The organism is Nocardia sp. NPDC050408, from assembly GCF_044458905.1.
Classification (GTDB): domain Bacteria; phylum Actinomycetota; class Actinomycetes; order Mycobacteriales; family Mycobacteriaceae; genus Nocardia.
The window spans coordinates 391,771-405,340 of record NZ_JBITIL010000004.1 but is presented as its reverse complement, the minus strand read 5'-3'; the positions used below and the strand labels follow the sequence as shown (position 1 = coordinate 405,340).

General features: G+C 65.0%; 14 protein-coding genes. 11 read left to right on the top strand and 3 right to left on the bottom strand.

Annotated features, from left to right (window positions below):
• Nucleotides 1-58: 58 nt before the first annotated feature.
• Nucleotides 59-616, bottom strand: a complete 558-nt coding sequence (locus ACIBJI_RS15185; protein WP_364354873.1) for a helix-turn-helix domain-containing protein — start codon at nt 614-616, stop codon at nt 59-61.
• Nucleotides 617-709: 93 nt separating this feature from the next.
• Here ACIBJI_RS15185 and ACIBJI_RS15180 point away from each other — a divergent pair, with 93 nt between their 5' ends.
• Entirely contained in the window at nt 710-2,305 is a 1,596-nt protein-coding gene (locus tag ACIBJI_RS15180; RefSeq protein WP_364354870.1) for a GMC oxidoreductase, read from the top strand.
• Between the two features lie 3 nt (nt 2,306-2,308).
• On the opposite strand, the gene ACIBJI_RS15175 is transcribed toward ACIBJI_RS15180, so the two are convergent.
• Nucleotides 2,309-2,755: a winged helix-turn-helix transcriptional regulator gene (locus tag ACIBJI_RS15175; protein ID WP_364354867.1), complete on the bottom strand. Its 447-nt coding sequence runs from the start codon at nt 2,753-2,755 to the stop codon at nt 2,309-2,311.
• 187 nt (nt 2,756-2,942) lie between these two features.
• Between ACIBJI_RS15175 and ACIBJI_RS15170 the strand changes: the two genes are divergently transcribed.
• The 5 genes from ACIBJI_RS15170 to ACIBJI_RS15150 all read left to right on the top strand — a co-directional run bounded on the left by ACIBJI_RS15170 (nt 2,943) and on the right by ACIBJI_RS15150 (nt 7,644).
• A complete protein-coding gene (locus ACIBJI_RS15170) occupies nt 2,943-4,388 on the top strand; it encodes an MFS transporter (protein ID WP_397084556.1) in 1,446 nt (481 codons plus the stop codon).
• A gap of 219 nt (nt 4,389-4,607) precedes the next feature.
• On the top strand, nt 4,608-5,012 hold the full coding sequence (locus ACIBJI_RS15165) for a spore-associated protein A (protein ID WP_364354861.1): 405 nt from the start codon (nt 4,608-4,610) through the stop codon (nt 5,010-5,012).
• 394 nt (nt 5,013-5,406) lie between these two features.
• Nucleotides 5,407-5,922 (top strand): gluconokinase, encoded by a 516-nt coding sequence (locus tag ACIBJI_RS15160; protein WP_364354858.1) that lies wholly within the window; start codon nt 5,407-5,409, stop codon nt 5,920-5,922.
• Complete coding sequence (locus ACIBJI_RS15155; protein WP_364354855.1) at nt 5,919-6,692, top strand: glucose 1-dehydrogenase; 774 nt, start codon at nt 5,919-5,921, stop codon at nt 6,690-6,692. Before ACIBJI_RS15160 ends, ACIBJI_RS15155 begins: the two co-directional genes overlap by 4 nt.
• Nucleotides 6,693-6,717: 25 nt before the next feature.
• Nucleotides 6,718-7,644 (top strand): D-isomer specific 2-hydroxyacid dehydrogenase family protein, encoded by a 927-nt coding sequence (locus ACIBJI_RS15150; protein ID WP_364354852.1) that lies wholly within the window; start codon nt 6,718-6,720, stop codon nt 7,642-7,644.
• Here the strand turns inward: ACIBJI_RS15150 and nac are convergent.
• On the bottom strand, nt 7,638-8,549 hold the full coding sequence (nac, locus tag ACIBJI_RS15145; protein ID WP_364354849.1) for a nitrogen assimilation transcriptional regulator NAC: 912 nt from the start codon (nt 8,547-8,549) through the stop codon (nt 7,638-7,640). The genes ACIBJI_RS15150 and nac overlap by 7 nt on opposite strands.
• A gap of 275 nt (nt 8,550-8,824) precedes the next feature.
• Here nac and ACIBJI_RS15140 point away from each other — a divergent pair, with 275 nt between their 5' ends.
• Genes ACIBJI_RS15140 through ACIBJI_RS15120 form a run of 5 tightly spaced genes read left to right on the top strand, consistent with a single transcriptional unit; the run spans nt 8,825 to nt 13,568 of the window.
• A complete protein-coding gene (locus ACIBJI_RS15140; RefSeq protein ID WP_396955336.1) occupies nt 8,825-9,631 on the top strand; it encodes a LamB/YcsF family protein in 807 nt (268 codons plus the stop codon).
• Entirely contained in the window at nt 9,619-10,329 is a 711-nt protein-coding gene (locus tag ACIBJI_RS15135) for an allophanate hydrolase subunit 1 (RefSeq protein ID WP_397084553.1), read from the top strand. The genes ACIBJI_RS15140 and ACIBJI_RS15135 overlap by 13 nt, the downstream gene beginning before the upstream one ends.
• Nucleotides 10,322-11,419, top strand: a complete 1,098-nt coding sequence (locus ACIBJI_RS15130) for an allophanate hydrolase (RefSeq protein WP_364354840.1) — start codon at nt 10,322-10,324, stop codon at nt 11,417-11,419. Before ACIBJI_RS15135 ends, ACIBJI_RS15130 begins: the two co-directional genes overlap by 8 nt.
• Nucleotides 11,416-12,774, top strand: coding sequence for an MFS transporter (locus ACIBJI_RS15125; protein ID WP_364354837.1), 1,359 nt, complete (start codon nt 11,416-11,418; stop codon nt 12,772-12,774). The genes ACIBJI_RS15130 and ACIBJI_RS15125 overlap by 4 nt, the downstream gene beginning before the upstream one ends.
• Nucleotides 12,775-12,812: 38 nt before the next feature.
• The gene (locus ACIBJI_RS15120) at nt 12,813-13,568 is read left to right on the top strand and encodes an SDR family oxidoreductase (RefSeq protein WP_364354834.1); all 756 of its coding nucleotides are present in this window, start codon (nt 12,813-12,815) and stop codon (nt 13,566-13,568) included.
• Nucleotides 13,569-13,570 lie beyond the last annotated feature (2 nt).

The following is a 13,570-nucleotide window of genomic DNA, read 5'->3' as shown; positions in this document are numbered from 1 at the left end:
ACCGTACTCGCCGATCCACGCCCACGCGGCGAGCTACTGCACACTCTCGCCACGGGCATCACGTGCGCAGGCCACGCTCCAATATTGCCCATGCCTGCCGGGATGTGGCCTGTCTGGATTCCGGGTCGGTCTTCGCCAGCAGGGCCGCCAGCATCGCCACCGCTATGACGATATCCGTCGCCGTAAGGTCGGCGCGGATATCGCCGCGCCGGCCGGGGTCGTCGAGCATCTGGCCGATGAGGCCGAGCAGCCGCCAAGCCGCGCCGAGCAACTGCTCGTCCTCGGTGTTCGACGGATAGATCATGGCGAGGAAGGCCGCGGACGCTGTCAGCTGATCGACGATCAGGGCCAGCACGTCCCCGACCGTGGTCGCCGGGTCGGCGGCAAGTACTTCGATCTCGACGATATTTTCTTCGAATACCGCGAGCGCAATGCTCTCCCTGGTCGGAAAATGCCGGTACAGCACGCCCTGCCCGACACCTGCCGCGCGCGCTATCAAACTGAATGGTGCGTCGAAACCGTTCTCCGCAAACACAGTTCGAGCCGCTCGAATCAGAGCCGCTCGGTTTTCGGCAGCGGCTTTCGGTCCGGGATTTGCTCGGCGCGACGCTGTCATTCGCCCAACCTACCGCTTGACTCCTTCCACAGTCTCCAGCAAACTATCGACCCAACCGGACAAGACCGTCCGGTTATGTGAGTGAGGAAGAGCATGTCGGTGATCACCCGCCGGACCCTGTTGACCGCGACCGCGGCGGCCGGTGTCGCCATACTCGGCTCACGAAGCACCAACCCGACGCACGGTATCGCCGCACGGGTCAACAGCGTCCCGCTCACCCGCGAGGAACGCCGCGTCGTGGTGGTCGGATCCGGATTCGGCGGCGGGGTCACCGCGCTGCGCCTGGCCCAGGCCGGGGTGCCGGTGTTACTGCTCGAACGCGGGATGCGCTGGCCGACCGGGCCGAATTCGGAGACCTTTCCGCGCGCCTCGGCGCTCGACAAGCGGGTGCTCTGGTACCGGTCCAGCCCGACGTTATTCGGTACACCGCTGGTTTTCGAGCCCTACACCGGCCTCGTCGAGGCGGTACCCGGAGCGAATATGACCGCCCTGTGCGCCGCGGGCCTCGGCGGCGGCTCGCTCATCTACCAGGGCATGTCGCTGCAGCCCACCCAACCGGTATTCGATGCGAATCTGCCCGAGGAACTCGACTGGGCGACCATGGATCGCGTGCACTATCCGAGGGTGGCTCACATGCTCGGCCTCGCGGTGGCGCCCGACGAGTTGATCGCGGACCGGAACTACACGGCCGCACGCGTATTCGGTGATCATGTGCGCCAGGCCGGGCTGCCACTGTCGAAGATTCCGATGCCCATCGACTGGAACTACGCACTCGCCGAGCTACGGGGTGAGATGAAACCGTCGTACACCAACGGCGACGGCGCGATGGGCGTGAACAACGGCGGTAAACATTCGGTCGATGTCACCTATATCGCCGCGGCCGAGGCGACCGGCCGGGTGGAGGTGCAGACGCTGCACCAGGTCACCGATGTCGAACGCGGCGCCGACGGCCGCTGGGTCGTGTACGTCGAACGGCTCGACACCTCGGGCAATGTCCTGGAAAACAAGATCATCACGGCCAATGCCCTCGTACTGTCGGCGGGCAGTCTGAACACCACCAAGCTGCTGGTACGGGCCGGTGCGAAAGGAAAGATTCCGGACCTGCCCGATGGGCTGGGTCAGCAGTGGGGCACCAATGCCGACCGGATCTATGTCTGGACCGACCCCATCGCCGATTTCGGTGCGGCTCAAGGCGGTCCCGTGGTCTACGGAAGTAAGAACTGGAACGATCCCCAGGCCGCCTTCACTGTCATCCAAGCATCCATACCGCCGATGCAGATGGATGCCAAAAGCACCATGCTGGTCGGATACGGCGTGAGCGCCGACCGCGGCCGGTTCGTCTACGATTCGGCCAACGACGACGCGATCCTGCAGTGGCCCAAGAACGGCGACGCGAGTATCCAGAACAATCACATCGATCCGACCGTGCGCCGAATCGCCGGTCCGACAAGCATTTTGGTGGACACCAACGCACTGTTCCCGTCCACCTGGCACGCCCTCGGCGGTGCGAGCATGGGATCGGTCTGCGATCTCGATGGCCGGGTCCTGGGTCAGCGCGGGCTCTATGTGGTCGACGGTGCGCTGCTGCCGGGCAATGCCGCGGCCTGCAATCCGTCGATGACGATCGCCGCCGTCGCGGAACGAGCCCTCGACCACCTGGTCACCCAGGACATCGGCACCGCGATCTGACGACTACGGGCGCGGCCAGGGGCGGCCGAGATAGCGCTCGATATCGATATTGAAACGCTGCAGGTAATCGGCGAAGGCGGCCGCGTCCTGCGGTGACCAGTCCGCGAGGATCGCCGCCAAGGTTTCGATCGATTCGTCGCGTTCACGGTCGAGTTGCCGTTCGCCTTCGGCGGTAATGCGGAATTTGCGGGCCATGCCGCCATCCGGATCCGGGATGCGTTCCACCACACCGTCGCGCACCATGGCCGCGGTCCGCCGGTTCAGCGTCGACACATCCTGGCCAACCGCCTCGCTCAACTGCCCGATCGTCATCGGGCCCGCCACCCGCAGCCGATTGAGCAATGTGTAGGTGTTGCGATCGAGTCGACGCCCGCCGAGCTGTCGGGAGGCGAGGCTGTACCGGCCGAACAGCATGGTCTCGAACTCGATCTTGTCGAGGGTTTTGTCCATTTCGGGTCCTTCTGCCGATCCGCGCCGACCTGCGCCTGGATTCCGTAGCACTAGATATACCGCGCGATGTGCGTCACACACATCGCGTGCATCTAGCATGCAACATGTATATGCCATACAGTGTGCATTACGCACATCGTATGCGTCCAACATTCTTTTCCTGATTTCCACCAATATGGAGACGCGCGTGAATACTCCAAGCCCCGTTGCCCGGCCAGGCGGCGTCCTCGCCGTGCTGGCCATCGCAGGCATCGTCGCCTCACTCATGGCGACACTCGTCATGCCGCTACTCGGTGAGCTGCCGCAGCTGCTGCACACCACCTCATCCAATGCCACCTGGGTGGTCACGATCACCCTGCTGGTCGGCGCCGTGATCACTCCGGTCGCCGGACGACTCGGCGACCTCTACGGCAAGCGGCGGATCCTGCTCGCCTCGATCGTTCCTTTGGTCGCCGGATCACTCGTCTGCGCCGTCGCGACCTCGATCGTGCCGATGATCATCGGCCGCGGCCTGCAGGGTGCGGGTGTCGGCATCATTCCGTTGGGCATCAGCGCGCTGCGTGATCTGCTGCCGCCCGAGCGGTTGGGTGCGGCCATCGCGCTGATCAGTTCGTCGCTCGGCATCGGCGCCGCCATGGGCCTGCCGCTGTCCGCGGCAGTTGTCGAATACAGCAACTGGCGGGGGCTGTTCTGGGGCTCCGCCGCACTTGCCGCGCTGGTCGGTGTGCTGATATTCGCGATCATCCCGGATACCCCGAACAGCGGCGGCACCGGACGTTTCGACGTACTCGGAGCGATCGGCCTCGGTGCCGGACTCGTATCGCTACTGCTCGCGATCTCCAAGGGCGCCGCTTGGGGCTGGACCAGTGCCAGCATCCTCGGCTTGTTCGTCACCGCGGTGGTCTTGCTGTTGGTCTGGGGTTGGTGGGAGCTGCTGGTCGATGCGCCGCTGGTCGATCTGCGCGTGACCGCACGGCCGCAGGTACTGCTGACCAATGCCGCCTCGGTCGTAGTCGGTATCGCCATGTACTCCCAGTCGCTGGTCATGCCGCAACTGCTGCAACTGCCCACCGCCACCGGATACGGCCTCGGCCAGTCGATGATGGCGATGGGACTGTGGATGGCACCGGCGGGTGTCGTCATGATGCTGATCTCGCCGGTCGGCGCCAAGCTCTCGGCCGCCCGCGGTCCCAAGTTCACCCTGGTCACCGGATGCCTGATCATCGCGTTCGGCTATGCCGCCTCGATGGCGCTGATGGGGTCGACCTGGGGGATGTTGGCCGTCACCGTAATCATCAGTGCGGGAACAGGTTTCGCCTACGGCGCGATGCCCGCGCTGATCATGGGTGCGGTCCCGGTATCGGAAACCGCTGCCGCCAACAGCTTCAACACCCTGATGCGCTCGGTTGGCACGTCTGCCGCGGCTGCCGTGATCGGAGCGGTGCTCGCCCAGATGACCGTCTCGATGGGCGGGCACGCGATTCCGACCGAAAGCGGATTCCGGGTCGCACTGCTGATCGGCTGCGGTGTTGCCGTACTCGGTGCCGCGATCTCGGCGACCATCCCGAACCGCCGGACTCCGGACTTCTCCGAGCCCACCATCTCCGCGGAACCCGTCGCAGTCCGGGTGTGACGTGCCGGTCTGCACCGACCGTTGGAAAAAGATTTCCGCCCGGCGCTCTGATCCGGTGCGAAAGTTCCCAGATCTGGAAGGCCGCAAATAGCCGGTTATCAACTGCTGCCGTAGGTTCGGCGTGGCAGCAACGATGGTGCCCGAGTTTGGCGGCCGAGCACGCGGGGTAAAAAGCCGAACGCTAGATGTCACATGGATGGAAGAGGGAAGGGTTCGACCTTGAGCAACGCCAAAAAGCTGATCGCCGCATGTGCGGCCGCAATCGGGATCACCGCTGGGATGGCGGTATTCCTCCCGGCCACCGCGTCCGCGGCAACATACGACGGCCAGTGCGGTGGCGGCTTCAAGGTGATCGACTCGCACGAGTTGAAGGGCGGCACAGTCTTTCTCACCTACGACGGCCGGACCAACTGCGTAGTCACCGTGCGCGATAAGCCGGGCGACCCGATCTCGATGGGCGCCGCCGTCCGGCAGTCGAAGGACCACTCCCAGGTGGTCATAAACGACGACCGCGTCTTCTCCGACTTCGCGTACGCGAAGGTCGAAGCGGAAGGCAAGTGCATCGACTGGGGCGGGCGCATCAAGGACGACCTCTGGGAGGAATTCGGAGTCCACTGCGGATAACTTCGGAGGTCCACTGCGGATAACCGAGCCCCGCCCCACCGACGGACCAATGGCCGTCGGTGGGGCGTGCTACCAGCCATAGACCGAAAAGAGCCCTCCGTCGGCGATACGCCGCATCGCCACGCGGCAGGAGTCGATCATGTACTCGGTAGTTCATTCACCGAGAACCATTGCAGCTCAGCGCATTTCTCTGGCTCGCGATTTTCAGGTCCCCTGCCGGCTATGGAGTGCGTGGGGCACCTGGAAGCGCCCGATCTTCAGCCGCCCTCGCGGTTCATCCCTCGTCTTTCGTTATGACGTCCTCCAGGACTCGTATCACCTGATCATTGCCCCGAGGCGACATGTTCGGGCATGGTCGATCTGCGTATCTGGACACCGGCGGACGGGAATATTCATGGACGGCGATCGGCGACCCCACATTGTGGTGATGGGCGTGACGGGTTGCGGGAAGTCGACGATCGCGCGGCGGGTCGCCGAGATGACGGGCGGCGAGTTCCTGGATGCCGATGATCTGCATCCCCCGTCGAATGTCGCGAAGATGGCCGCAGGTATTCCGCTGACGGACGCGGACCGGGCACCGTGGCTCGAGGCCGTACGCGACTGGATGTGCACACGAGGTGCCGGTGTGGTGGCGTGTTCCGCGTTGCGGCGACAGTACCGGGATGTGCTCCGAAATATCTCTGCACCAGTCGCTTTCGTGCACCTCCATGGCTCGCCCACCACGATTCGGTCGCGGATGGCGGCACGACGCGGGCATTTCATGCGGCCCATCCTGCTCGATTCTCAACTCGCATTGCTGGAGCCGCTCGGGCCGGATGAGTTCGGGATCGTACTGGATGTCGGGGCGGGGCCGGACGATATCGCGCGGTCGGTGGTCGGGTTCGCTCGGGACCGGGCGGTGGCGCGGTGAGTGCGCATCGAAGTTTCGATATCGAGGGCAAGATCGCCCTGGTCACCGGCTCGAGCCGCGGTATCGGATATGCGCTGGCAACCGGGCTCGCCGAGGCGGGAGCGACGGTCGTCCTCAATGGCCGTGACGCGGCGGCACTCGCCCGCAGCCGGGACGAGATCGCAGACAAGACCGGCACGGTAGTCCACGTTTGTGCATTCGATGCGACGGACTCCGCGCAGGTGACCGCCGCGGCGCAGCAGGTCGAAAAAGAGATCGGCCCGGTGGATATCGTCGTGAACAACACCGGAGTCCAGCATCGCAGCCCGCTGCTCGAATTCTCCGACGCAGATTTCCGTCGCGTGCTCGATACCAATCTGTTCAGCGCCTTCTGCGTGGGGCGCGAATTCGCACGCGCGATGGTCGAACGTGGACGCGGCAAGATCGTCAATATCTGTTCGGTGCAAAGCGAATTGGGCCGGGCGGGGATCGCGCCGTATGCGGCGAGCAAGGGCGGGCTGAAGATGCTCACCCGCGGCATGTGCGCGGATTGGGCTCCACTGGGACTGCAGGTCAATGCGATCGCGCCCGGCTACTTCGATACCGAGTTGACGGCCGCGCTGGTGAACGACGCCGATTTCAGTGACTGGCTCACCAGGCGCACACCGGCCGGACGGTGGGGACGTACCGACGAATTGGTGGGTGCGCTGCTGTTTCTCGCCTCGCCCGCATCGGATTTCGTCAACGGCCAGATCCTGTATGTCGATGGCGGTTTGACCGCCGTCGTCTGATCCACTTCCAGCTCGAAAGGCAACCGTGCCGAATATCAGCCGTCCGCGAATCCATCTCGGTCCCGATTCCGACTCCGCCCTCGCCAAGGGCATCGAGCAAGGCGGCGGCATTCTCGTTCCACTCACCGACGCGGACGCGGTGGTGTGGACGCAGGGACCGGCCACCTTTCCCGACCTGCTGCCTGACGCAGTGCGCTGGGTGCAGTTGCCCGCCGCCGGCGTCGAACCCTGGATCTCCGCCGGGATCATCGATGAGACTCGCGTCTGGACCTCAGCGGCCGGTGCGTACGCGCGCAACGTCGCCGAGCACGGCGTCCTGCTGCTGCTCGCCGGTGTACGGGTCCTTGCCGAGCAGGTACGCGCGACATCCTGGCGCAAGTCGGATTTCGACCCACGGGTCGGGACGCTGCACGGCTCGACCGTGGCAATCGTCGGCTGTGGCGGCATCGGCCGTGCCATGATCCCCTTGCTCACCGCATTCGGTGCACAGGTACTGGCAGTCACCCGGTCGGGCGCTCCGGTGCCCGGCGCCGCCGAGACGGTCGCGGCGGATCGGATAACCGAAATCTGGTCGCGAGCAGATCATTTCGTGCTCGCCGCACCGGCGACACCGGACACCACACACCTCGTGGATGCGGATGCTCTCGCCAGAATGAAGTCGACCGCTTGGATCGTGAATGTGGCTCGTGGCTCGCTTATCGATACCGATGCGCTGGTACGCGCACTCGAGGACGGATCGATCGGCGGCGCCGCCCTGGATGTGACCGAACCCGAACCGCTTCCGGCGGGCCATCCCCTCTGGACGCTGCCCAACGCCATCGTCACCCCGCATGTCGCCAATCCCGCGACGGGCCTCACCGCGGTGCTCGCCGATCATGTCACGGCGAACGTCGAACGGTTCGCCACCGGACAACCGCTGCTCGCGACCATCGACATCCGACGGGGTTATTGAGCCGTGCGCCCCGCACTGTTCCTGACGTAGTTGGCGACGACAGCGCGCAGTATTTCGCGCACGGCCTCCGCCGGTTTCGAGAGCGGCTGATTGGTCGGGGTGCCCAGCGATACCTGGACCGTGATCGGCGGTTCGATGCGGCGCAATTCCAGATTGTCGACGGTCATGGTCCGGCGGGCCACCGATAACGGTAAAACGGTGGAGCCCAAGCCATTTCGCACCGCCTGCGCCATCAGCGCCACCGACTCCACCTCTCCCACGACATGCGCATGTTCCAGCGCGTGATCGTAGGCCTGCTCCACCACTTTCCGGATGGTGTGCATCGGGCCGGGCAGCAGCAGCGGCAGGCTCTTCAGCTGCGCGATCGAGACCGCGGAACCGGTCGTACCCGGCAGCCCGGTCCCCGCCGGGGCGACGACCATCAGTTCCTCGGTGAGCAGCGGCTCGAAGGTCACACCCTTGATCGGTCCGGTGTCATACAGCAGCGCCATATCCATCCGGCCGGTCATCATCGCCTCGCTGAGCACGCCGCCGAAGTTCTCGTTGATGTGCAGCAGGATGCTCGGATACCGCTCACGCACCGCGGTCAGCAACGGCAGAGCGATCGCGTTGACCGTGCTGTAGGGCGCCAGCCCGACGGAAACACCGCCCGCCAGTTCGCGGCCGACCACACTCACCTCGGCCTGTGCGCTCTGCACCTGGCGCAGGATGATCTGCGCGTGCCGGTACAGCGCCCGGCCCGCGTCGGTGGGTTCAACGCCTTGTTTGTGCCGGATCAGCAGTTGCTGACCGAACTGGGCCTCCAGGGCCGTCATCTGCTGGCTCAGCGCGGGCTGCGCGATGTGCAGGATATCCGCGGCACGGGTGATGCTGCCGGCATCCACGATGCGCACGAACGAAAACAAGCGTCGAGTATCCACGTCGTCGATCCACCTTTCTCGCAGCAACGTCGTCGCACGCGATGATTTCCGTATTGTTGCTCTGCGGAAACGTGGCGGTACCGAATTCACGGCCGACATTGTGAGCCCACCGCATAGTCGCTGCTCAGACACCATAGAGGTTCGTTATCGCCTCACTCGAAACCGGTATTACCCGCGCCGGGGCGAACCTGCGTAGCGTCCTTTTACACCGCACGTTCACTCATACGGTGCTCGCAGTTTCCCACCCCGCGGAGGCATCCATGGCATGGAAGATCGATCTCGTCGCCGATATCGGCGAGAGTTTCGGGGCGTGGACGATGGGCGATGACAACGCGCTGCTCGACGTCCTCACCTCCGCCAATATCGCCTGCGGTTTCCACGCGGGCGATCCGCAGACCATGGACCGGACGGTCGGTCAGTGCGTTGCCCGCGGCATCGGTATCGGCGCGCACCCCAGCTTTCCGGATCTGGTCGGCTTCGGTAGGCGGGCCATGGACCTCTCCGCCGACGAGGTGCGCACCGATGTCCTGTACCAACTCGGCGCGCTGCACGCCTTCACCGTCGCGTACAGCACCACGGTGTCGCATGTGGCGCCGCACGGCCGCCTGGGCAACCTGGTGGCGACCCGCGCCGACTACGCCGCGGCCGTGGTCGATGCCGTCGGGTCGTTCGATCCGAACCTGATCGTGCTCGCCCAGGACGGCGAACTCGCCGACCACGCTCGCGCACAGGGGATTCGGGTCGGAATCGTCGGCATCGTGGATCGCGCTTATCGCGCAGACGGCACCCTCGTCCCGCGATCCGAGCCGGGTGCGGTCATCCACGACCCCGAGGTCCTCGCCCGCCGAGCGGTGCGCATGGTGACCGAGGAGATCATCGAATCCGTCGACGGCACAAGCCTTTCTGTCCGTCCGCACACACTGCTTCTGCACGGCGACAACGCAGACACAGTACGCAATGCACGGGCGATCCGGACCGCGCTCATTGCGGCGGGTGTGCACATCGTCCCGCTGCCCGAGGTACTCGCGGATCGTGCCGGTAAGGAAAACGAACCATGTCCGGTGTAGCGGGAGTCGCCTTCCGGGTCGTGGCCTGCGGTGATTCCGCCGTACGCGTCACTGCGCAGGGTGCCGACCGAGAAGAATGCTGGCGAGCTGTGCACGCGATCGCTGCCGCGATCGACACCGATGCGGACCGCTTCGCGATTACCGGCGTCATTCCCACCTACGACGCCGTGCTCATCGAATTCGACTGCGCGGCAAGCACTCACGACGATATTCGACAGCTGCTCGCGAATCTCGTACGAGATTCGGTAGCACCGACGCCACGCCCGGCCCGGCATTTCGATATCCCCGTGGTCTACGGCGGCGAGTACGGTCCGGATCTCGACGACGTGGCTGACCAGTTGGGGCTGTCCCCGGCCGAGGTGATCCGCGTGCACGGATCCTCACCACTCACCATGCGCTGCTTCGGATCCCCAGGCGGCGCGCCGATGCTCGACGGTCCCGCCTTCCCGCGGCCGGTACCCCGACGCGTCGTCCCGCGCCCGCATGTACCCGCCGGAGCCGTGGCAGTGGCCGGTCGACAGGCTGTCGTTTCGGCACGGCCAGCGCCCGGCGGATGGCCCGTCATAGGTCGAACCCCGCGCACCATAGTCGACCCGACGACCGAGCCGCTGTCCGCCTTCCGGCCCGGCGACACGTTTCGGTTCCATGCCATCGCGGCCCACGAATGGTCCCGGTTCGAGGGGGTGCTGCATGGCTGAGACCATCACCGTGACGACCCCGGGGATCACCACCGTCCAGGATCTTGGTCGCCGCCGAGCCTCACGGATCGGCCAGCTGACCGGCGGTGCCCTCGACCAGTACAGCGCCGAAGTCGCCAACGCCCTGGTCGGCAGTGCGCGCACGGCACCGCTGCTCGAACTGGTCGCGCTGGATTTCGGTGCCGTCGCGAGCACCGATCTACTCGTCGCGATCACCGGTGCACCCGCCGACGTATGCGTCGACGGTGTCACCCGCTCCCAGTGGGAACCGTTCATCTGGGCGGCAGGCACCGAACTCACCGTTCGCGGCATCCGCGACGGACTTCGGGTCTACGTCGCGGTGCACGGGACGATTTCCGCGAACTATCTGCTCGACAGCTGCGCTCCGGATCCGGTACTCGGTTTCGGTCGACAACTGACTGCGGGGGCAAATGTCGACGTCGAGATCGACGGGCCGCTACTCGACCACCCACATTTCCGAATTCCGTTGTTCCACTTCGGCATTGCACGCCCCGCGCTCACCGGAATTTGGACCATCGATGTCACCGATGGACCCGATATCGCCGAATTCGGCAGCACCGCCACGCGACTGTTCGATACCTCGTTCGTCATCGGCGACAACAGCAATCACATCGGACTCCGGCTCAGTCCCGATGGTGCCGTCCCGCAACGAGAGAGCCGGACCGAGGTCTTATCCCGGGGCGTACCGATCGGAGCCGTCGAAGTGCCCGCCGGAAACGAACTGCTCGTGCTGCACCGTGGCCGCGGCGTGACAGCGGGCTATCCAGTGCTCGCAGTCGTCACCGCAACCGGCTTGTCGCAACTGGGACAGGCCCGGCCCGGTCAACGAGTCCGATTCCGGCACATCGGCATTCCCGACGCGGTGCGCCGCTACCGCGCGCAGCAGGCCGCGATCGATCGACTACGCACCCGTGTGGCAAATGCCTACGACTGCCTCCGAATTCCCATCCACACCAACACTTGCCACCGGCCCGGTCTGCACGGTCAGGCCCCGAATGCGGCAGCTTGCGTAACCACGCAGGGGCCCCGCGCAGACCAGATCCGCCACAGTCACCTGGAGTACCCATGACCGACACGATCTCTCCGGCCCCGGCCGGGTCCGTGCCCACCGACCACACGCATGCGGCGCCGTCCGGCTCGATCCGCAAGGTCGTACTGGCCGGCTGCGTCGGCATCTTCGTCGAGCTATACGACAACGGCATCTTCGCCTTCATGGCAACCGCCCTTGCCATCGTGTTCTTCGATGTTTCCAAGTCGAGTGACGCATTGCTGCTGGTCTTCGCCGGATATGCGATTTCCTTCTTCGTGCGTCCGCTGGGCGCGGTGGTCTGCGGCATCCTCGGCGACAAGATCGGCCGCCAGAAGATGCTCGTCTTCGTCATCATGCTGATCAGCGTCGCGACGGCAGGTATCGGTGTCCTGCCGACCTATGCGGCCATCGGCGTCGCGGCACCCGCGTTGTTGATCTCTTTGCGGTTGGCACAGGGATTCTCGGTCGGCGGTGAGGCCGCCGGTGCGATGACCTTCCTCGCCGAACATTCGCCCGAGGGCAAACGCGGACTGATCACCAGCTACGCCCAGATCGCCTCCTTCCTCGCCCTGCTTACCGGGACCCTGGTCGCCTTCACGATGTCCCCGTGGTTGAACGCGAGTGCCATCCACGGCGGCGGATTCGGCAGCTGGGCCTGGCGGATTCCATTCCTCATCGCGATCCCGATGGGCCTGATCGGCTGGTACATCCGCCGCGCCATCAGCGACACCCCGAATTTCGGCAAGCTCAAGGAATCCGGCGGCCTGTCACGCAACCCGCTGAAAGAAGCGTTCGCGACGCCCGAACACCGCAGGGCCATGCTGCTCGCCCTGTTCATCCCGTTGATGAACGGCTCCGGCTATTACGTCCTGTTCTCCTACATGCCGACTTTCCTCAAGGGCGACAAGATCGGATTCTCCACCGGCACAGCACTTATCGTCACCGCCGCCAGTCTGGTGGCGATCAGCATCGCGATTCCTTTCATGGGTGCACTGTCGGACAAGCTGGGCCGTAAGAAGGTGATCGCCGGTGCCGCGATCGCGATGGCCGTCGGCGCTATCCCCTGCTACGCCCTCATCGCGACCGGCAGTTTCGCACTCGCGGTGCTCGGCGCCTGCATCATGGCCGTCATCTTCGCCGGGCACACCGCGGTCATCCACATCCTCATCGTCGAACTGTTCCCGACCCGGGTCCGGTACTCCGCCTACGGGCTCGGCTACAACATCTCATCGGCGCTGTTCGGCGGCACCGCACCGCTGCTGATGACCTGGCTCATCCCGCATTTCGGCATCTACGTCCCGGCCGTCTATGCCGTCGCCACCGCACTCGGCACGCTCGCGGCGGTCAGCACCGTCACCGACCGTGCCCACCTGCCCCTGCGCGACACGCTCTGACCACAAGCAGAACGGACTCACCCGAGACAAGGAGTGTCATGCCTTTCGACGACTACCGAACCGCCCTCGTCACCGGAGCCAATACCGGGATGGGAGCCGCGATCACCGAGACGCTCGCCAAGCGTGGCCTCACCGTGTACGGCGTCGCCCGCGACGCCGCACGGCTCGACGAGGTGGCCGCACGGACCGGGATGATCCCGCTCGCTGTCGATGTCACCGATACCGCCGCACTCACCAATGCGGTCGGCCAGCTCGAAATCGATGTCCTGGTCAACAACGCCGGGGTATCGGCCACCGGGAATATCCTCGACGCAGCACCGGAATCGGTCGATGCCATGGTCGACGTCAATCTCCGTGCCGTGCTACATCTGTGTCGGCTGCTGATGCCGGGCATGGTCGAACGAGACCTCGGTCATGTTGTCAATATCAGCTCCATCGCGGGTCTCTACAACTTCTACGGCCACACGGCCTATCACGCGACAAAGGCCGCGATCCACCAGATCTCGCGCCAGCTCCGCAACGATGTCATCGGCAGGCGTGTCCGGGTCACCGAGATCTGCCCCGGCCGGGTGGAGACCGAAATCTTCGGACGCAATCTCGGCGGCACACCCGAGGCGATGCGGGAGGCATGGCAGACCTATTACGAAGGCTACGAATCCATTACGACGAAAGACATCGCCGACACCATCGAGTTCGCGATCGACGCACCGCGGCATGTGAATTTGGGTCTGATCGAGATCACGCCGACGTTCCAGGTGCCCGGTGGGCTCGAATTCGTCCGGCGGCAGGATTGAGG